We start from the raw sequence: 20,004 nt of genomic DNA, 5'->3' as shown, positions 1-20,004 counted from the left end.
GAAAGGTGGAAAAGTGTGCGAGAAATTATATTACAACAATTTATGGATAAGACAATGACTGTTTCATCATTTATGCTAAACCACTACCGTGAATTAGGACTAAATTCAGATGAATTTATTGTGTTTTTACATTTTTCAAATGGAGATACTAATATAAAGCAAGTGGCTAAATGGATGAACATATCTGATTTAGACATGTTGAAAATGATGCACCAATTAGTCAATAAGCAATTAGTACGTGACGATCAAGTCACTTTAGCTGATGGAAAGATAGATATACACTATTCATTTGAGCCACTATATCAAAAAGCTATCACATTATTATTGCATGCTAAGCAACAAGAAAATAAAGAGCCTGCTAGTGATTTTAATGTGTTGACAGAATTGTTTGAACAGGAATTTGGTCGTTCTTTGACACCTATGCAATTAACAATGATTCATGATTGGATTAAAGTAGACGGATACTCTCAAGAATTAATTGTAGCTGCGCTTAAAGAAGCTGTTTTAGCGAATGTAAGACACTTAAATTACATTCGATCTATTTTAGATAATTGGAAACAAAAAGGTATTTTGACTGTTCAAGAGGCTGAGGTAGAGTCACAAAAATATCGTAAACAAAAACAAGCAGTTATGTGTGAAAGCATTGATAAAAATATGTTTAGTGATAGTACAATAAATTGGTTTAGGTGAGAGAATATGTTAAGTCGAAAAAAAGTTAATCTTGTTTTAGATGAAATGGAAAAAGTTTTTCCAGATGCATGGTGTGAGTTGATCTTTCAAAATACATTTGAATTATTAATTGCCGTGATGTTAAGTGCCAGAACAACAGATAAAGCAGTCAATAAAGTGACACCGTCTTTGTTTGAAAAGTATCCTGCTCCGCAAGATTTTTTAACTGTACCTGTTGAAGAATTGATGCAAGATATTAGCACGATAGGCTTATATCGCAATAAAGCAAAACATATTCAAGAATGTTGTAGGCAGTTATTGGAACTTCATCAAGGGAAAGTGCCAGACACATTTGAGGAATTAACACAATTAGCAGGTGTAGGCAGAAAGACAGCTAATGTTGTGTTAAGTGTAGGGTTTAATAAACCTGCTATTGCAGTAGACACACATGTTGAACGTGTCAGCAAATGTTTTAAGATTGTTCCAGAACATGCTACACCTTTGGAAGTTGAGCATATTTTGATGAAAAAAGTGCCAAAAGAACGCTGGGGTCAAACACATCATTTGCTTATTTTTTGGGGGCGTTATAGATGTAAACGTTCATCCAAATTAAAGCATTGTCAATGCTGTCAAGACTTAATGTCTATGATAAAAGATAAAGAGTAGGAATTACTAATAAAAAATACTAGACACATGTGTTAGATAGTAAAATTCTATGTTTAATAAAACTAGGGCAAACGATGTGGCATATTATGTGGAAATCTGTCTTGTAGTTAAAAATAGAAGTGCATTAGATGTAAAAAAACTGAGTTTAAATCCAGTTTGAGAAATATGTAAAACTATTTTTGTTTGCTTATCTTATTTGGATACATCTAGCAAAAGATGTATCGTGTTTGCCAACACAATTTTGTATTGTAAGCAGAAGAATAATTATTTAAAATATATAGTATCAACGAATAAATAAACATGTAGGTAGTTTTCTAAGAGAAGAAAAATGGAGGAAATAATCTTTTCGATTGGTGTTATACGTGCTAAAGATAAGATGTGGTAATTTTAGTGAATAGTGCAGTAATAAAAGATAAGACAAAAAATAATAAAATATGATATAATAAAATAAAAAAGAAAGAGAGGTTATCGTATGGTTTGGTTTATTCTAGGATTAATTGTGGTTATTGTGTTATGGGGGATTATGTCATATAATTCATTGGTTAAATTAAAAACATGGATTAGTGAGGCGTGGGCACAGATTGATGTGCAGTTACAACGTCGTAATGATTTAATTCCTAATTTGGTTGAAACGGTTAAGGGATATGCAAAATATGAGCAAGAAACATTGCAAAAAGTGATTGAGGCACGTAATCGTTTAACGAATACATCAGTAGAAAATAAACAAGATATTATGGATATGTCTAATCAATTAACAGGTGCATTAAAAACGGTATTTGCTTTAGCAGAGTCATATCCTGATTTAAAAGCAAATACAAACTTTTTACAGTTGCAAGAAGAATTAACGAACACAGAAAATAAAATCGCATATTCTCGTCAACTATATAATTCAAATGTTGCAAGTTATAATATTAAAGTAAAATCTATTCCGACAAATATTATTGCAAACTTAGCACATTTCGAATTGGAAAAAATGTTGGAAGTTGCTCCTGAAGTTAGAGAAGTTCCAAAAGTGTCATTTTAATTGAGGAGCGCATATGTTACATCAACAAATTGAGAAAAATAAACAAAAAACAGTTATAGTTGTAATGATGTATTTTGTATTATATACATTAATTGGTTGGGGAATTGGTGTCATGGCATTAGGAAATTCTTTATATGGTCTAATGCTAGCAATTATCATTGGTGTAGTGTATATTAGTATGATGCTATCTCAATCAACTTCTATGGTTATGCGTTTAAATCATGCTACTGAAGTTACATCTAAGCAAAATTATCCGATGTTATGGAATATTGTTGAAGATATGGCAATGGTTGCCAAAGTACCTATGCCTAAGATTTATGTTATTCAAGATAAATCACCAAATGCGTTTGCAACAGGAATATCTCCTGAAAAGGCAGCAGTTGCGGTAACAACAGGATTATTAGAACGATTAAATCGTGAAGAATTAGAGGGCGTTATGGCACATGAGTTTGCTCATATTAAAAATTATGATGTGCGTTTACAAACTATTGCTATTGCCTTAGGAGCAGCTATTGCAGCATTGGTTCAGTTGAGTGTAAGACTTCCTTGGAATGAAAGTAAACATCAGTCATCTAAACAAGATGATAAGAGTACAATTAGTGCAATATTGATGATTCTTTCTCTTATTGCAATTGTTTTAGGGCCTTTCATGTCAATCATTTTACAATACTCACTTTCACGTAATCGTGAATATTTAGCTGATGCGACTGCGGTATCATTTACGAGAAATCCTCAAGGTTTAATTTCGGCTTTACTTAAAATTTCTGAATCACCTGCTATGCAAAAAGCCAATGCACAAAGTGCAACATTATATATTGCAGACCCTTTTAAAAAAGTGGAAAGAGATTCATTATTTTCAACACGTCCAACAACTAAAAATCGTATTCATCGTTTAGAAAATATGTAATATATAGAAAAGGATATTTTGAGTTAGAGAGTTATATCAATTTTTTAATTTAATAAGATATTTTTATAAATTGTAAATATTGAGGTCACTGAATGTGACATAAAATGCCGTGTTAACAAACTTTCCTGTTTGCTAACACGGCATTTTTAGCGTAACTGCATTAGTGAATAAAAAGTGCTTACTAATACAATTACATTTATCTAAAAATCTATTTCTTTACTAATATAATTTGACGAAAGTGTTTTTTTATAGAGAAAATATAGCTATTGAAATAGGAAAAATCGGTACGTAATTAATAGTAGTGCTTTTCTATCTGTATAACTAAAAAATTAACAATATACATGTTAATAAAAAGATAAATACATAATTGTAATAAATGTAATCAATCACTAAGAAAAATCAATAACATTAATCATAATCTTAGTTAATAAGATGGTTTTAAATATCTGTGAAAACAGTAAAAAGTATATATAATGTAATAGTGTTAAATACACTTAGATGCAGCACAAAATGAATAGCTTTGAAGATGATAGACAAATAGTTAAATAAAGTTTCTGCCTTTCACATCTTCTATAAAAATGGTATGATAAAGGCAAATGATTTGTAGGAGGAAGTTATGTCGAAAGTAAGCGTTAGTGAATTAGTTGATAAATTACGGATTAAAGTATTATTCGGTGAAGAATTTTTGCATAAACAAGTATATACAAGTGAACTATCTCGTCCAGGAGTAGAATTAACAGGTTATTTTAATTTTTATGATGAAAAACGTATTCAAGTGTTTGGAAAGACAGAAATTTCATTTATTGCACAAATGAATTCTGAAAAAGCAGATGAAGTTGTTGAACGATTATGTAGTCCACTTGTTCCTGCATTTATTTTTTCACGTGGGCTAGATGTACCACAAATTTTTGTTGAGAAGGCAATAAAAGCGGGGATTCCCTTATTGCAGGCCTATTCGAAAACAACCAGTGTAATAAGTAATGTGACTAATTTTTTAGAGCATAAATTAGCGGAACGTTTATCTATACATGGTGTATTTTTAGATGTTTTTGGAACAGGTGTTTTAATTACTGGTGATAGTGGTGTAGGAAAAAGTGAAGTTGCTTTAGATTTAATTCAAAAAGGGCATTTACTGGTAGCAGATGATAGGGTAGAGTTTTATCAGCTAGATGAATTAACATTAATTGGAGAATCTCCTGCAATCTTGAAAAATTTATTAGAAGTAAGGGGAATTGGTATTATTGATGTGATGAATTTGTTTGGCGTTGGAACAGTGCGAGATACCAAACGTTTAGATATGATTATTCATTTAGAATTATGGAATAGTGAAAAAACATTTGATCGTTTAGGCAACACGTATGAAACTATTCAAATTTTAGATGTTAATATTCCACGTTTTGTTATTCCAGTTAAATTAGGAAGAAATATTGCTAATATCATTGAAGTGGCAACCAAAAATCACCGTGCTAAAAATATGGGATTTGATGCAACACGTGTTTTTGAACAAAATTTATCAAAATTGATTGCGGAAAATTCACAAAAGGAGAGTTAATATATGATTAATCCAGATTTTATTAAAATAGGGCAATTTTCGATTAAATGGTATGCTGTTATCATTATGACTGGAGCTTTACTAGCTGCTTTTTTATCCAATCGTGAGGCATTAAGGAAAAAATTTCCAAAAGACTATATTTATGATTTATTGATGTATGCTTTGCCAATAGGCATTATCGGTGCACGTGCGTACTATGTTGCGTTTGAATTTGACCGTTTTAAATCTGACTTATTGTCTGTTTTTAAAATTTGGGAAGGTGGTTTGGCCATATATGGAGGTTTGCTAGCTGGAATTGGTGTTGTATATTGGTATTCCAAGAAATTTAATGTGTCAAGTTGGGTAACACTAGATATTATTACGCCTACCGTTTTATTAGCACAAGCCATTGGAAGATGGGGAAATTTTGTCAATCAAGAGGCATTCGGTGCAGAAGTGAGTCGTGAGCATTTAACTCAGCTGTTTATTCCAGATTTTATTATCAATCAAATGCATATTAACGGAAAGTATTATCAACCTACATTTTTATACGAGTCAGTATTAAGTATCATTGGATTTATTTTATTAATGGTTCTTAGACATAAAGTAAAAACATTAAAAATTGGAGATATTACACTATTTTATATTATATGGTATGGGATAGAACGTTTCTTTGTAGAAGGTATGCGTTCAGATAGTTTATGGTTAGGTTCAATTAGAGTATCTCAAGCACTCTCTCTTGTCTTAATTATGGCATCTGTTATAATATACGTGTACCGTCATAAAAAGCAGACAATAGGAAACTATAGTGAATTTATGTATGAAAAAAAGTAGAGAACTGAGGAGTGATCATGAAACAAAACATTGCAGTATTAGGTGCAGGATCATGGGGCAGTGCTTTGGCAATGACTTTAGTAGAGAATGGACATGAAGTTTGTTTATGGGGAAATCATGCAAATGTGATTAATCACATTAATGAGCAACATGTAAACAAACACTATTTACCGCATATTGTCTTACCAAAACGCTTGAAGGCAACTTTGGAGTTGGAAGAGGCACTAAACAAATGTGATGCTATATTGTTTGCAGTGCCGACTAGTGCCATTCGTGAAGTGGCTCAAAAAGTGGTTTCTTTATTAAATCATAAGCCGTATATTATTCATGCCTCTAAAGGATTAGAGCAAGAAACACATGAAAGAATATCGCAAATTTTAAAGACTGAATTTCCAGCATCTTCTTATCAAGACATTATTGTATTATCTGGTCCAAGTCATGCAGAAGAAGTGGCAAGACATGACTTAACCTCGATTACTGCAGCTTGTGAGTGTGAAGAATCGGCTAAATATGTTCAACAGTTATTTATGAACCATTATTTTAGGGTTTACACGAATACAGATGTTATAGGTGTTGAATTAGGGGCGGCTTTAAAAAATGTGATTGCTGTAGGAGCAGGTATTCTGCATGGATTAGGTTATGGGGATAACGCCAAAGCTGCTTTAGTCACAAGAGGATTAACAGAATTATCACGCTTTGGTGTAGCGTGTGGCGCTAAAGCATCTACATTTAGTGGATTAAGTGGAGTTGGTGATTTGATTGTAACGTGTACAAGCGTACATTCTAGAAATTGGAGATTTGGCTATTTATTAGGGCAAGGAAGATCAACTCAAGAAGCCTTAAAAGACATAAACATGGCGGTTGAGGGGTATTGGACAACTAAAGTGGCGTATGAATTAGCACAAGAAAAAGGTATTGATATGCCAATTACAACAGCTATTTATGATGTGCTTTATCAAGGTCAAACACCAAAGTCAGCAGTTTTATCATTGATGACAAGGGATGGAAAATCTGAATAAAATTAGATGAGGAAAAATATGAGAACAAATAAAGTAAAAAAAGCGATTATACCAGCTGCTGGTTCAGGAACTAGATTGTTACCAGCAACAAAAGCAATGGCTAAAGAAATGATGCCAATTGTTGATAAGCCAACTATTCAACTTATTGTTGAAGAAGCAGTTGCATCAGGAATTGAAGAAATTTTAATTATTACAGGTAAAGGTAAGCGTCCAATTGAAGATCATTTTGATGCTAATATTGAATTGGAAGCTACTTTACGTGAAAAAGGAAAACTTGATTTATTGAAATTAGTTGAGGATAATTTTGGAGCAAAGATTTATTTTGTCCGTCAGCCCTATCCAAAAGGATTGGGAGATGCTGTCTTACAAGCAAAAGCATTTGTTGGGAACGAGCCATTTGTGGTGTTGTTAGGTGATGATATTATGTCAGATACTACTCCATTATCTAAACAATTAATTGACAGTTATTATAAAACAAATACATCACAAATTGCCGTTATGGAAGTAGAGCCTAGTCAAACAAGCAGCTATGGCATTATTGACGTTGATAGTCAGCTTGAAGAAGGGTTATATAATGTGAAAAAATTTGTAGAAAAGCCTAAACCAGAAGATGCTCCAAGTAATTTGGCCATTATTGGACGTTATTTACTGACACCAGATATTTTTAGTATTTTAGAAAATTTGGAACCAGGTGTTGGTGGCGAAATTCAATTAACTGATGCTATTGATCAATTAAATAGGACGCAACGTGTCTTTGCTAAGACTTTCCGTGGTGTTCGTTACGATACAGGAAATAAATTAGGGTTAATTACAACAAATATTCAATACGGATTAGAACATCCTGAAGTAAAAGAGGGCTTGAAACAATACATTATTGATTTAGCTAAAAAATTAGAAAAAGAGTAGTGATAAGTATGGAAAAAGTATATGATGTGATTATTATAGGAGCAGGACCTGCAGGAATGGCGGCAACTTTGTATGCCTCTCGTGCTAATTTATCAACGTTATTATTAGAACGTGGTATACCTGGAGGAGAAATGTTAAACACATCTGAAATCGAAAACTATCCTGGTTTTTCGTCTGTGTTAGGACCAGAATTAGCCAATAAGATGTATGAAGGAGCTATGCAATTTGGTGCAGAATATGCTTATGGGGATGTCAACGATATTCAACTTGATGGACATATTAAGCATGTTCATGTAGGCGAAAAAGTATATTCAGCCTTTGCTATTGTCATTGCAACAGGTGCTCACCACCGAAAATTAAATGTTCTTGGGGAAGAACAGTATAATGGACGTGGTGTAAGTTATTGTGCAGTGTGTGACGGAGCATTTTTTAAAAATGAGAAATTAGTTGTTGTGGGCGGTGGAGATTCTGCTGTAGAAGAAGGTACATACTTAACACAATTTGCTAAAGAAGTAACTATTATTCATCGTCGTGATCAATTAAGAGCACAAAAAATTTTGCAGGATAGAGCATTTAAAAATGAGAAGTTAAACTTTATTTGGGATAGTGTTGTCAAGGAAATTATTGGAGAAGATAATGTTGTAAAGGGAGTTACTATAAAAAATGTAAAAACTGGACAAATCCAACAGATTGATGCTAGAGGTGTGTTTATTTATGTTGGAACATTGCCAAATACTCAAGCGTTTAAACATTTAAATATTACAGATGAAGAGGGTTGGATTGTAACCAATGAGAAAATGCAAACAACTATTCCGGGAATATTTGCTGTGGGCGATGTTCGTGCTAAAACATTAAGACAAGTTGTGACTGCCGTAGGAGATGGTGGGCAAGCAGGTCAAGAAGTGTATCATTATGTTGAACAATTAAAAGAACAAATACATGAGTAATTATTGGAGGTCCCATGAGAAAAAGAGGATATCATCAACAAGTAGATAAGAAAAAACAAAAACGAAAAAAAGGATATATTTTTTTAAATATTATCGCATGTTTATTAGTGGTAGTGGGTGTTGTACTAATTTTCCAACAACCTATTAGAGATTATTTATTGAGCATGAAAATCGCTTCTCATGAAGCTGTTGCAAAAACTGTAACTGCTCAAGAAATCGAACAGAACAACGCTCAAGAAGCAAACTTTGATTTTGAATCTTTACATGCGTTAAGTTTGCAAAGTGTTTTAGAGGCAAACATAGACAGTTCTCAAGTGAAGTCTATTGGAGAAATTGCCATTCCATCAGTAGAAATTAATTTAACCATTGCTAAAGGTGTAAGTGATTTGAACATGACAGTTGGTGCAGGAACACTTCGCCCAGATCAAGTAATGGGGCAAGGAAACTACACATTAGCAAGTCATTATAGTTCTTATGGTGGTGGAAAATTATTATTTACACCATTACATCGCATATCAACAGGTGCAAAAATATATATTACAGATTTAAAAAATGTGTATGTATATGATGTATATTGGTATGAAATTGTACCGGCAACGCATGTGGATCTAGTTGATGATGTGAAAGATGATAAAATTATCACATTAATCACATGTGAAGATGGGAATGCGATTAATCGTTTAGCTGTTCGAGGCCGTCTATCTGCAACTTATTCAACGGAAAATGCACCTAAGGAAGCTTTAGAAGCTTTCCAAATTATGAAAAATGGCCGTCAAGTGTAGTAAGGTAGGATAATATGGAAAAAATATTTTTAATTTTTGGTGGAAAAAGTGCTGAGCATGATATTTCAATATTGACAGCGTCAAATGTTATTAAGCATATTAATTTTCAAAAATATTGCGTACAACCTATTTATATTTCAAAACAGGGTACATGGCTATCAGGTGAGGTGCTACATCAAAGTAGTGACATACATGATGATGTATTGTTTTTAAATACAGACAATGCAACAGTTGTTTTACCTACGGTTATTAAAGAGGAAAATGCAATTGTATTTCCTTTGTTGCATGGTCCAAATGGAGAAGATGGGACAATTCAAGGTCTATTTGAAATGTTGGATATCCCTTATGTAGGTGCGGGTGTACTGGCAAGTGCTTGTGGAATGGATAAAATTATGTCAAAAAAAATCTTTGCTCAAGAAGGCTTGCCACAAGTCCCTTATGTTGCTATTGTTAAACATAAGTGGGAAAAGCATTCTGCACAGATTTTAAAGGAATGTCAAGAAAAACTCCACTATCCATTGTTTGTTAAACCAGCGAATATGGGTTCTAGTGTAGGGGTATCAAAAGTTAATCAACCAGACGAGCTATCCAAAGCTATTGAAAAAGCATTAAGTTTCGATAGACGAGTACTTGTTGAAACTGGAGTGCAACAAGCACGTGAATTAGAGGTTGGTGTACTAGGGTATCCAAATATGCGTGCGTCGGTTGTTGGAGAAGTTGTAAAAGTTGTTGATTTTTATGATTTTGAGGAAAAATATGAAAATAATCAAGCGACATTACAAATTCCAGCACAGATTTCAGAGGAAATTAGTCAGATACTTCAACAATATGCTATACGTGCAGTTGAAGCCTTAGATATTTCAGGATTAACACGCTGTGATTTCTTTTTAACGCAAGATAATCAGGTGTACATTAATGAAGTGAATACTTTACCTGGATTTACACAATATAGTATGTATCCATTACTATGGGATAAAACAGGTGTATCCTATTCAGAATTAATTGAGCATTTAATTCAATGTGCTAAAGAAAGACATAATGAAAAAGCATTGTATCAACAAGTAAATAAATAATTTATAAAGTCTAAAAAAAGAATAGATAACATGAGGTTGAAAAAATTTAAATTTTTCAATGATGTGATATAAACAGATTATAAAAAGCTTTAAATCAAGGGAAGAACGACCTGATTTAAAGCTTTTTTAGTAATCTTATTTTTTGAATTTCAATAACTAGCTTATAACATATAGTATTGAGTGTAAGAGTAGTATGTATAGGTTTGTGATTTATTTTGTTTATAAGTCGAAATAATAGATTGACTATAAGTTTTTTTAGCTAGAAATAGTAATTTGTGTATGAGTGTTAGATATAGTGACGTATTAGCTTTTGACTTTCTATTTTATATCTTACATCATTTTAACAATACTTAAACTTGTATGGCTAATACAGTAAGTCAAATATTCACTTTGATACAAAAATCATTGTAAATTTTCTTTTTTATATATATAAATCATTGTGATCAAAATAGCTAGTATCACTATAATGAGTGATGGTGGTGCATAGAGGATGGACAATAACCCCATTAAAAAGAACACTAATATAATATAAAGATGTAAAATTAACGCTTTGATAGGTATCACTCCCTGCTAAATTCAATATTTTATTATTGGATAGGCATCCATTAAAAATAAATAGTATGGCTATTAAATATATAGTAGCATATCTATATATTTTTGTAAAGGTTTTCTTTACGGTCGTTTAGCCATTATTTAAGCATGTTTGTATGATAAAATCATTGGAAATAAACGAGATGTATAATAAGGGAGTGAAAAAAGTTTTTAAATAAGCGAACCTGCAGGCAATCTTCATTTATAAATGTCGATTTCTTGCAGGTTTAAACATATCTCTTTTTTATAGCCTCGTATGTTTGGTATTAACAGTGCTTTCAGTTGAAGCGAAGCTAACTAGTTCTCATATCACAAGTTGGTTTTTCATCAAAAATAAATATAGTAAAAAATCGTGCTACTAAACAAATAACACGATTTCTTTTATATTATTTTAGCATATAAACATTAAGAATGTTTAACTTTCATAAAATCAAAATAGTTATTAGCAATAATATCTTGAATGAAATCTATGCTCAATAAATTATCTGTTAATAAAATCCCATCATCTTGCCCAGAATTAAAAATAATCATACTAGGAGTTGAGGTAATTGAAAATTTTCTAGCCATTAACTGATCTTTACGATACAAATCCTTAATTGCTTGAGAATGTGTATCTTCATAAAGCATAGTTATATCTAAATCAGCTAATTGAGCAGCTTTAGCAATATGTTCAGATGAATTATTTAACAAATCATGAGAATAACATGTTAAGTAATTTAAAAATTGCCTTGCTTTTTTCTTACCTTGAAAATTAGCAGCTTTATATGATAAAGAAATCAAATAAGAAAGTTGATAAATTGAATTTCTTAAACATAAATCATGAGTGGGTAGTTGATATCGTTTCAAAAAAGTGTCAACAGTATGTAATGTTTGATAAGGCACGATATGAAAATAGGTTTTTTGCTCAAGTGCATCAATAACATCTATAACCTGTTTTGTGCATTGTTGACATAATGGATCAATAGGGTCAATAAATAAAAAAATATCAAACACATGTGTAGGTCTTTTTTGAAATTTTTGATTCAGCGTGACTGACATGAGAATACTCTCCTCGTAATTTTTTGTTACGTTTTTGTAATAGAAATGTATTTGTATTATAACATTATCGTAAAATATAAGCGACCAATTTGCTTACAATTTTGACACAGCACGTGCTAATTTAGTCGGAATATCTTGGAACGGAATAGCATGTGTTTCTAAAAAGTCAAAAAATGGTTTTGTTGAATGAATGTATTCAAATTCTAATTCATAGCTTATCCCATTTGGGAAATGACTTTTATCCAAAACCCATAATCCTTGTAAGGTATTTATTTCATAGCGTTCATTTTTTAAAGAGCCAATTTGACATAAATCAGTATCATAAATATGATACTGATCCAATTTTTGTGATACATGCTTTTTAGGAAAGGTGCCGTGTGTTAAATGTTCTTTAGCATCATCTAAAGACAATATGTCTGTTGTTTCGAGTTTTTGCTTGTCTGATAGAGGCTCTTTTAAGGTGTACTCTGCTTGTATATCATCTAAACGAATACGTAAACCTAGTTGATGATGTCGTAAATCAAAATCTTTAGTATCAAAATAATAATTTTCTTGCATTATTTTTTTACGGTTTTGGCACTCAAACACTTGATACAGTTTATGATAATCTTGTTCACTCAAGCCAGTTCGTATTTCTTTTTCAATTAAAGTCCCCATAAATAACCTCACTCAATATAAATTTACTCTATTTTATATTGAATATGTTACTAAATGCAAATTTTATGTTACACTAATAGCAGTTAAATAAAATGAGGTGTCATTATGAAAATTGCAGTTTGGGCAAATCAAGCAACGCATTCTCAAGAGATTAAAGAAGAATTGCTTAAACGTTGTGCCAATATCGTACAAATAGATGATAAAGAACCTGATATTGTCATTTCCATAGGTGGAGATGGAACATTATTGAGTGCATTTCATCATTACAATACACTTAATAAACCAACTTTTGTCGCCATTCATACGGGGCATCTAGGATTTTATACTGATTTTTTAGCCAATCAGCTTCAAGAATTAGTTGATTATTTAGTTAGTGCTAAACAAAATACGTATAGTTATCCTTTGTTAGATATTACATTAGTTAATGAACAGAAAACAATGACAGCACTAAATGAATTGACTTTAAAAACAACTTCTGGAACATTAGTTTGCCAAGTTTATATTGGAGAGGAACTTTTCGAGGTATTTCGTGGGGATGGATTATGTGTGTCAACACCAACTGGTTCAACAGGTGTAAGTAAATCATTAGGTGGTGCGGTGGTGCACCCTAAAGTAGAGGCTATGCAATTAGTTGAAATTGCAGCTTTAAATAATGTGGTATATCGCACCATTGGTTCTCCCTTAATATTACCAAAAGATGAAACCGTAAGGCTTAAAGTCATTCATGCACAAGATCCAATTATTACTTACGACAATGTACGTCCTATTCATCTAGGAGGAAAAAATAATGCAATTGTCGAGATTAAATTATCAAAGGAACGCATTCACTTTGCCGATTATAAACATATTGATTTTTGGTCAAGAGTAGAAGGAGCGTTCATTGGAGATATTAAAGGAAAGAAAAAATAATGCAATTACAGTGGACAGTGACTAAAAACGATCCAGAACTATTAAAACATTTTTTAAAAGCACATAAAATTTCTAAACGCTTATTGGCACGTATTAAATTTAATGGAGGAAAAATATACGTTAATCATGTTGAACAAACTGTACGTTATACTCTTCAAGTTGGAGATATTGTGACCGTTGTGTTTCCTCAAGAGCATGCTCAGGATAATGTGTATGTGTCAAATATGCCAATTGATATTATTTATGAAGACGATTATGTGCTAGTTGTGAACAAACCGGCAGGGATTACGTCTATTCCCTCTTATGCACATCCGAATTACTCAATGGCAAATCGTGTGAAAGGATATTACGTTAGGCAAGCCTATAAAAATCAAGTTATTCACGTGGTTACACGCTTAGATAAACACACCTCAGGTGTGATGGTATTTGCAAAACATCAATTCATCCATGCTCTACTAGATGAACAACTTAGACAAGGAGATGTGGATAAACGTTATGCTGCTCTAAGTGAAAAAGCTATCCAAGGAGAAGAACACGGCGTTATCAATGCTCCTATAGAAAGAGCACCTGATTCGCTCATGCTTAGACAAGTTAGCAAAACTAATCAAGGAAAAATAGCAATAACAGAATATTGGAAACAAGAAGAATTTAAAAATGGTGTGTTGTATTATATTAAACTTCATACTGGACGAACACATCAAATTCGTGTACATTTTAAGTATAAACAAGCAACACTCTTGGGAGATGATTTATACGGAGGAGCAATGGATAAAGGCTTAGATAGACAGGCGTTGCATTGCTATCAGTTATCATTTTATCACCCTATAACACAAGATTACATGCATTTTAATGCGAAATTCCCAGAAGATATGGAAAACTGGTTGATAAAAGAAAGGATAAAGAAATGGACGAAATAGAACAGAATCAAATAAGTACGTTGACTCGTGTACTCTTAGAGGATACACAGCAATTTAGAGAGGAATTTTTGGATTATCCAACATTTGAGCAAGTACAGTTCTATCTACAATTAGATGAGGAACTAAGAAAAATTTTATATACTATTATCAAACCGAAAGAAATGGCAGAAATTTTTGATTTGGTTGAACAAGAAGTTGATGATGTTGAACCTTATGTTCTAGAAATGGGAAGAAAGTATGCTGTTGAGATGCTTTTAGAAATGTCAAAAGATGATGTTGTAGACATATTAAAGCAACTTTCTCCAGAAAATGCACGCATTTACTTGAAATTGCTTCCTAGGGAAGAAGTGAGTGATATTATGGAACTATTCCAATATCCAGACGGAGTAGCCGGAGCATTGATGACAACAGAATACGTTGCTATTAGTGCCACACAAACTGTTGCAGAAGCCTTACAAGTTGTTAAAAGTCAATCACGTGAAGCAGAAATTATTAATTATGCTTATGTTGTTGACCGTAATGAATGTTTGGTTGGCATCGTATCTTTGCGTGAATTATTAGCCAATTCAGATGATGTATTAATTCCAGATATTATGATTGACCGAATTGTTTCTGTATCTGTATCACAAAGTCAAGAAAGTGTCGCTCAAAAAATTAAAGATTATGATTTAGTGGCTATTCCAGTTGTTACAGAAGATGACGTATTACTAGGTATTATTACAGTAGACGATATTATTGATGTGATTGATGAGAGTGCTGTGAGTGATTATTCAGGATTAGCGGGAGTTGATGTTGAAGAAGTTTCAAAAAATGTATGGCAGTCTGCTTTACAAAGATTGCCGTGGTTAATTGCTTTAATGCTACTGGCTATGCTAACAACATCTTTAATTAGCCGCTATAAAGGCGTTTTAGAAATTAACCAGACCTTATCCATTTTCATTACGTTAATTACAGGAACGGCTGGTAATGCAGGAACTCAGGCTTTAGCTGTTACTGTTAGGAAATTAGCCATTAAAGAGCAAGTAATGCCGGCAAAGTTTATTATTAACGAATTAACGATTGGTTTGATTACGGGAACATTGACAGGAACTGTTGTGTTTTTTGCCGTGTCCATTTTACAGCAAAATATGTTAACAGGATTTATCGTTGCAATTTCTATGCTGGTGTCTATTTTAGTTGCCACATTGGCAGGTAATTTAATTCCAATGCTTATCGTGAAGTTCGGTGTTGATCCAGCAGTAGCTAGTGGGCCATTTATTAGCACGTTAAGCGATTTAACAAGTATTATTATATATTTTGGTATTGCTAGTGTCATTTTTGGTTATTTAAGTTAATAGTGGTTCTGGGCGTTGCCCAGAACCTTATTTTTTGTGTGGCATACCTCTGATTAGAGCTGGTAAAATATTTAACGGATTTTTTTGTATATTTGGTAAATCTTTTGTCTAAAACAATGCAATGTTATGTTATGGATTAGTTTATAAAGAGCAATTTTCTGAAAAACTATTTATAAAAATAGTCACGTTTTTTGTGAAAAAACACGTAAAAGTTAAAATGATTTAACGTGAGAAAAACATCAAATAAATATGTGAAAATTAGAAAAGAAAATGTCTATTTTTTTAGCGATGTGTTATAACACAAAAATAAAACTGTTATAGTTCTGTCTTAATTTTGTAAAAAAAATCATAATATTTTACAAAAAATTAAAAAAAATAAAGGTTTTTAGTTGTTTTTCTGTACTAATTGTGGTATATTATCTGTGTTAAAAAGTTGTTAATCAGTTCACAAAAAATAGGAGGAAATGCGATGAGCAAAAATAATACAATCGTAGTTGAGTTTGAACAAAATCAATGGCGTGGTTTCAAAGGCGATGCTTGGAAAGAAAATATTGATGTTGCACAATTTATTCGTGATAACTATACAGAGTATACTGGTGATGAATCTTTCTTAGCTCCTGCAACAGAAGGCACAAACAAATTAAACAAAGTGTTCCAAGATTTATTAGCTTATGAAGTAGAACACGGTGTAGCTGATATGGAAGAAAAAGTAGTGTCTACTATTTTAGCTTATGATAAAGCATATATTAGCGAAGAATTAAAAGATTACGAAAAAATTATCGGTTTACAAACAGATAAGCCATTAAAACAAGGATTGAATCCTTTTGGTGGTGTACGTATGGCAAAACAAGCTTTAGAGGCTTATGGCTATGCTTTAGATCCAGAAGTGGAATCTATTTTTACTGATTGGGTACAAACACATAATCAAGGCGTATTTGATGTATATGATAACGATATTCGTAAAGCACGTCGTAACAAAATTATTACAGGTCTTCCAGATGCTTACGGTCGTGGACGTATCATTGGTGACTATCGTCGTGTTGCTTTATACGGTGTTGATTTCTTAATGAAACAGAAATTAAAAGACTGGAAAGCATTAGAAAAAGACATTTACACAGATGAAGATATGCAATTACGTGAAGAGGTATCTAAACAATACCGTGCATTAGGTGAATTAATTAAATTAGGTGAATTACACGGATTTGATTTACGACGTCCTGCTCAAAATGCACAAGAAGCTATTCAATGGACATATTTAGCCTTCTTAGCAGCGGCTAAACAAACAAATGGTGCAGCAACATCTCTAGGACGTATGGATGCATTCTTTGATATTTATATTGAACGTGATTTACAAGCAGGAGTTATTACAGAACAAGAGGCACAAGAATTTATTGACCACTTTGTTATGAAATTACGTATGATTCGTTTTGCACGTACACCAGATTTTAATGACGTATTCTCAGGTATGCCAACTTGGGTAACATTATCTATTGCAGGGATGAACAATGATGGACGCTCACTTGTAACAAAAACAGCGTTCCGTTGCTTACATACATTATATACAATGGGTGAATCTCCAGAACCAAACTTGACAATTTTCTACAATGAAAAATTACCATTGGCCTATCGTCAATATTGTGCAAAAGTATCTATTGATACATCAGCTATTCAATATGAAAATGATGCTGTAATGAGCATGCGTCTAGGTTCGACTGATGCAGCGATAGCTTGCTGTGTATCTCCGTCTGTTATGGGATTAGAGCATCAATATTTTGGAGCACGTTTCTCTGGACCAAAAGCATTGTTATACGCTGTTTCAGGTGGTATTGATGAAAAAACACGTGATCAAGTTATTGAAGGTTTAGAACCAATTACGGGCGATTACTTAGAGTATGATGAATTAGTTGAAAAATTAGATAAAGTTTTAGATTGGACAGCTAAAACATATATGCGTGCATTGAATATTATTCATCGCTCACATGACCGCTATGCTTATGAATCAAGTCAAATGGCGTTACTAGATACACATCCACACCGTTACTTTGCAACAGGTATTGCAGGTTTAGCTTTAGTTGGAGATATGTTATCTGCCGTTAAATATTCAAAAGTGCGTATTGTTAGAGATGAAACAGGCTTCCCTGCTGATTATGTTGTAGAGGGAGAACAATTCCCAACATTTGGTAATAATGATGATCGTGTTGACTCATTAGTAACAAACTTCTTACATGATTTCATGGAACGTTTACGTAAGTTACCAACATACCGTAATGCAGAAGTAACTACATCAATTTTAACGATTACATCAAACATTGTTTATGGTAAATCATTAGGAAATGTATTTACAGGATCTAATCCAGAAGTTGTTGGTTATCGTGAACCATGGACACCAATTGCTCCAGGTGCTAACCCACAATACAACTCTGTAAAATCTGGTGCTTTAGCAGCGTTATCTTCAGTGGCTAAAATTCCATTTGATGATGCTAAAGACGGAAGTTCTTATACATTTGCTATTCATCCTAAAGCGTTAGGACGTGACGATCAAGATCGTCGTGCAAACTTAGCAACAATGTTGGACGGGTATTTCACTAAAGGTGGACACCATTTGAATGTCAATGTATTAAATCGTGAAAAATTAATTGATATTTTACAACATCCAGAAGAAAATCCGCATGCTGTATTACGTGTATCTGGTTATGCGTTATACTTAAACAAAGCAACAAAAGCACAAATTGCAGATATTTTAGAGCGTGTTATTCATAACCAATTCTAGTCAAATCTGTCGCTTAACAAAAAAGCTGCAAGTTTATCTTGCAGCTTTTGGTGTTAGTGTTTCTTTAAACAAAGAGGAGTCATCAGGTTTAAATAATGTAAAAGATAATTATTTAAAGAGTGTAGACCTTGTTTACTGCTTTTTTTAGAACAGCAGACGATAAGAGAATGATTTATCTGAATTTATAAGATTAATAAAAAATAAGATAGCAATACTCTCTAAAAGAGAGCAAAAAATAGAAAATCCAAGTCAAATAGCATATAATAGTGATATGACAATGTGACAGCAAAGAGAGGTTAGGATATGAGTGAGGTATTAGGACGTGTACACTCAACAGAAAGTTTTGGTTCCGTTGATGGCCCTGGAATTCGTTTTGTCGTGTTTATGCAAGGGTGTCATTTAAGATGTCAATTTTGTCATAATCCTGATACGTGGCGAATAGGACGTGGTGGAAAAGCATGGCAAGCTGAAGATCTATTAAATGAAGCACTAAAGTATCGTGCGTTCTGGGGAAAAACGGGAGGTATTACGGTTAGTGGTGGCGAGCCTTTAATTCAAATTGATTTTCTAATAGAATTTTTTAAATTAGCCAAGGAACAAGGTGTGCATACAACTTTAGATTCTTGTGCAGCACCGTTCACGTTTGAAGAGCCTTTTTTTAGCAAGTTTAATGAATTATTAAAATATACGGATTTAATTTTATTAGATATTAAGCAAATTGATGATGAAGAACATAAGAAACTCTCTGGTCGAACGAATAAAAACATTTTAGAATGTGCAACATATCTTTCAGATGTAGGACAACCTGTTTGGGTAAGACATGTTTTAGTTCCTGGAGGTTCGGATAGAGATGACTATTTAAAACGTTTAAATACATTTGTTAAAACATTAAAAAATGTGCAACGTTTAGAAGTCTTGCCATATCATAAGCTAGGGGTTTATAAATACAAAACATTAGGTATTCCTTATCCTTTAGAAGGTGTTGAACCTCCAACGGCTGATCGTGTTGAAAATGCTAATATTTTATTAAATTGTAAAGATTACCAAGGGTACTTGAATCAGCAAATTGAATAAATCACTATAAAAGTATCGTGAACCAACTAAGCTGGGTCACGATACTTTTTTATGTAATATGCATTTGATTTATGGTACAGAGTAACTTGTAAGAGAATATGTTAAATTTTTAAAATGATCAACTAGGTTTTTGAAAAAAAGAGAGGGAACTAAGAAACTAGGTAAAATAAGTATTTTTAATCGACAGGATTAAAGAATGAAACGTATATGCTATCATTTGTTTGAATCAATTTTAGAGAAAGAGAATGTTTTAAACTAATAATTGAGCAAATAGAAATGGAGTACGGTGTTTAGCACTGCGTAAGGTTGCACGTGAAGTAAGTATTAAAAATAGTAAAATTGAAAAACGTAAAATA

The 20,004-nt window shown here is 32.6% G+C and carries 18 protein-coding genes; 16 read left to right on the top strand and 2 right to left on the bottom strand.

The genetic code is table 11. The features are described 5' to 3' along the window. Nucleotides 1-15 precede the first annotated feature (15 nt). The 11 genes from E4T68_RS00775 to E4T68_RS00725 all read left to right on the top strand — a co-directional run bounded on the left by E4T68_RS00775 (nt 16) and on the right by E4T68_RS00725 (nt 10,358). Nucleotides 16-690 carry a DnaD domain-containing protein gene (locus tag E4T68_RS00775; protein WP_135123144.1) on the top strand — a complete coding sequence of 225 codons (675 nt, stop codon included), beginning with the start codon at nt 16-18 and terminating at the stop codon, nt 688-690. Between the two features lie 6 nt (nt 691-696). Continuing rightward, complete coding sequence (gene nth / locus E4T68_RS00770; RefSeq protein ID WP_135123142.1) at nt 697-1,335, top strand: endonuclease III; 639 nt, start codon at nt 697-699, stop codon at nt 1,333-1,335. A 472-nt stretch (nt 1,336-1,807) separates the two neighbouring features. Beyond that, nucleotides 1,808-2,359, top strand: a complete 552-nt coding sequence (locus E4T68_RS00765) for a LemA family protein (protein WP_135123140.1) — start codon at nt 1,808-1,810, stop codon at nt 2,357-2,359. Nucleotides 2,360-2,372: 13 nt separating this feature from the next. Next, entirely contained in the window at nt 2,373-3,266 is an 894-nt protein-coding gene (htpX, locus tag E4T68_RS00760) for a zinc metalloprotease HtpX (RefSeq protein WP_135123138.1), read from the top strand. Nucleotides 3,267-3,882: 616 nt separating this feature from the next. Then, entirely contained in the window at nt 3,883-4,818 is a 936-nt protein-coding gene (gene hprK / locus E4T68_RS00755; RefSeq protein WP_135123136.1) for an HPr(Ser) kinase/phosphatase, read from the top strand. Nucleotides 4,819-4,821: 3 nt separating this feature from the next. Next, nucleotides 4,822-5,631: a prolipoprotein diacylglyceryl transferase gene (gene lgt, locus E4T68_RS00750; protein ID WP_135123134.1), complete on the top strand. Its 810-nt coding sequence runs from the start codon at nt 4,822-4,824 to the stop codon at nt 5,629-5,631. A 17-nt stretch (nt 5,632-5,648) separates the two neighbouring features. After that, on the top strand, nt 5,649-6,650 hold the full coding sequence (locus E4T68_RS00745) for an NAD(P)H-dependent glycerol-3-phosphate dehydrogenase (protein ID WP_135123133.1): 1,002 nt from the start codon (nt 5,649-5,651) through the stop codon (nt 6,648-6,650). 18 nt (nt 6,651-6,668) lie between these two features. Then, the gene (gene galU / locus E4T68_RS00740) at nt 6,669-7,556 is read left to right on the top strand and encodes a UTP--glucose-1-phosphate uridylyltransferase GalU (RefSeq protein WP_135123131.1); all 888 of its coding nucleotides are present in this window, start codon (nt 6,669-6,671) and stop codon (nt 7,554-7,556) included. Nucleotides 7,557-7,564: 8 nt separating this feature from the next. Beyond that, nucleotides 7,565-8,503 carry a thioredoxin-disulfide reductase gene (gene trxB, locus E4T68_RS00735; RefSeq protein WP_209305043.1) on the top strand — a complete coding sequence of 313 codons (939 nt, stop codon included), beginning with the start codon at nt 7,565-7,567 and terminating at the stop codon, nt 8,501-8,503. A 14-nt stretch (nt 8,504-8,517) separates the two neighbouring features. Then, entirely contained in the window at nt 8,518-9,285 is a 768-nt protein-coding gene (locus E4T68_RS00730) for a class A sortase (protein ID WP_135123128.1), read from the top strand. 14 nt (nt 9,286-9,299) lie between these two features. Beyond that, nucleotides 9,300-10,358: a D-alanine--D-alanine ligase gene (locus E4T68_RS00725; protein ID WP_135123126.1), complete on the top strand. Its 1,059-nt coding sequence runs from the start codon at nt 9,300-9,302 to the stop codon at nt 10,356-10,358. Between the two features lie 996 nt (nt 10,359-11,354). On the opposite strand, the gene E4T68_RS00720 is transcribed toward E4T68_RS00725, so the two are convergent. Then, complete coding sequence (locus tag E4T68_RS00720; RefSeq protein WP_135123124.1) at nt 11,355-11,987, bottom strand: DsbA family protein; 633 nt, start codon at nt 11,985-11,987, stop codon at nt 11,355-11,357. A gap of 93 nt (nt 11,988-12,080) precedes the next feature. After that, nucleotides 12,081-12,644 carry a CYTH domain-containing protein gene (locus tag E4T68_RS00715; protein WP_135123122.1) on the bottom strand — a complete coding sequence of 188 codons (564 nt, stop codon included), beginning with the start codon at nt 12,642-12,644 and terminating at the stop codon, nt 12,081-12,083. Nucleotides 12,645-12,749: 105 nt separating this feature from the next. Between E4T68_RS00715 and E4T68_RS00710 the strand changes: the two genes are divergently transcribed. The 5 genes from E4T68_RS00710 (at nt 12,750) to pflA (ending at nt 19,648) form a co-directional block, all read left to right on the top strand. After that, nucleotides 12,750-13,553, top strand: coding sequence for an NAD kinase (locus E4T68_RS00710; RefSeq protein ID WP_135123120.1), 804 nt, complete (start codon nt 12,750-12,752; stop codon nt 13,551-13,553). Next, on the top strand, nt 13,553-14,470 hold the full coding sequence (locus E4T68_RS00705) for an RluA family pseudouridine synthase (RefSeq protein WP_135123118.1): 918 nt from the start codon (nt 13,553-13,555) through the stop codon (nt 14,468-14,470). The genes E4T68_RS00710 and E4T68_RS00705 overlap by 1 nt, the downstream gene beginning before the upstream one ends. Next, the gene (gene mgtE / locus E4T68_RS00700; protein WP_135123116.1) at nt 14,458-15,804 is read left to right on the top strand and encodes a magnesium transporter; all 1,347 of its coding nucleotides are present in this window, start codon (nt 14,458-14,460) and stop codon (nt 15,802-15,804) included. The genes E4T68_RS00705 and mgtE overlap by 13 nt, the downstream gene beginning before the upstream one ends. A gap of 469 nt (nt 15,805-16,273) precedes the next feature. Continuing rightward, nucleotides 16,274-18,574: a formate C-acetyltransferase gene (gene pflB, locus E4T68_RS00695; protein WP_135123114.1), complete on the top strand. Its 2,301-nt coding sequence runs from the start codon at nt 16,274-16,276 to the stop codon at nt 18,572-18,574. A gap of 303 nt (nt 18,575-18,877) precedes the next feature. Further along, nucleotides 18,878-19,648 (top strand): pyruvate formate-lyase-activating protein, encoded by a 771-nt coding sequence (gene pflA / locus E4T68_RS00690; RefSeq protein ID WP_135123112.1) that lies wholly within the window; start codon nt 18,878-18,880, stop codon nt 19,646-19,648. Nucleotides 19,649-20,004 lie beyond the last annotated feature (356 nt).

Source organism: Granulicatella sp. WM01, assembly GCF_004570605.1.
Classification (GTDB): domain Bacteria; phylum Bacillota; class Bacilli; order Lactobacillales; family Aerococcaceae; genus WM01.
This window is presented reverse-complemented; position numbering and strand designations above follow the sequence as displayed.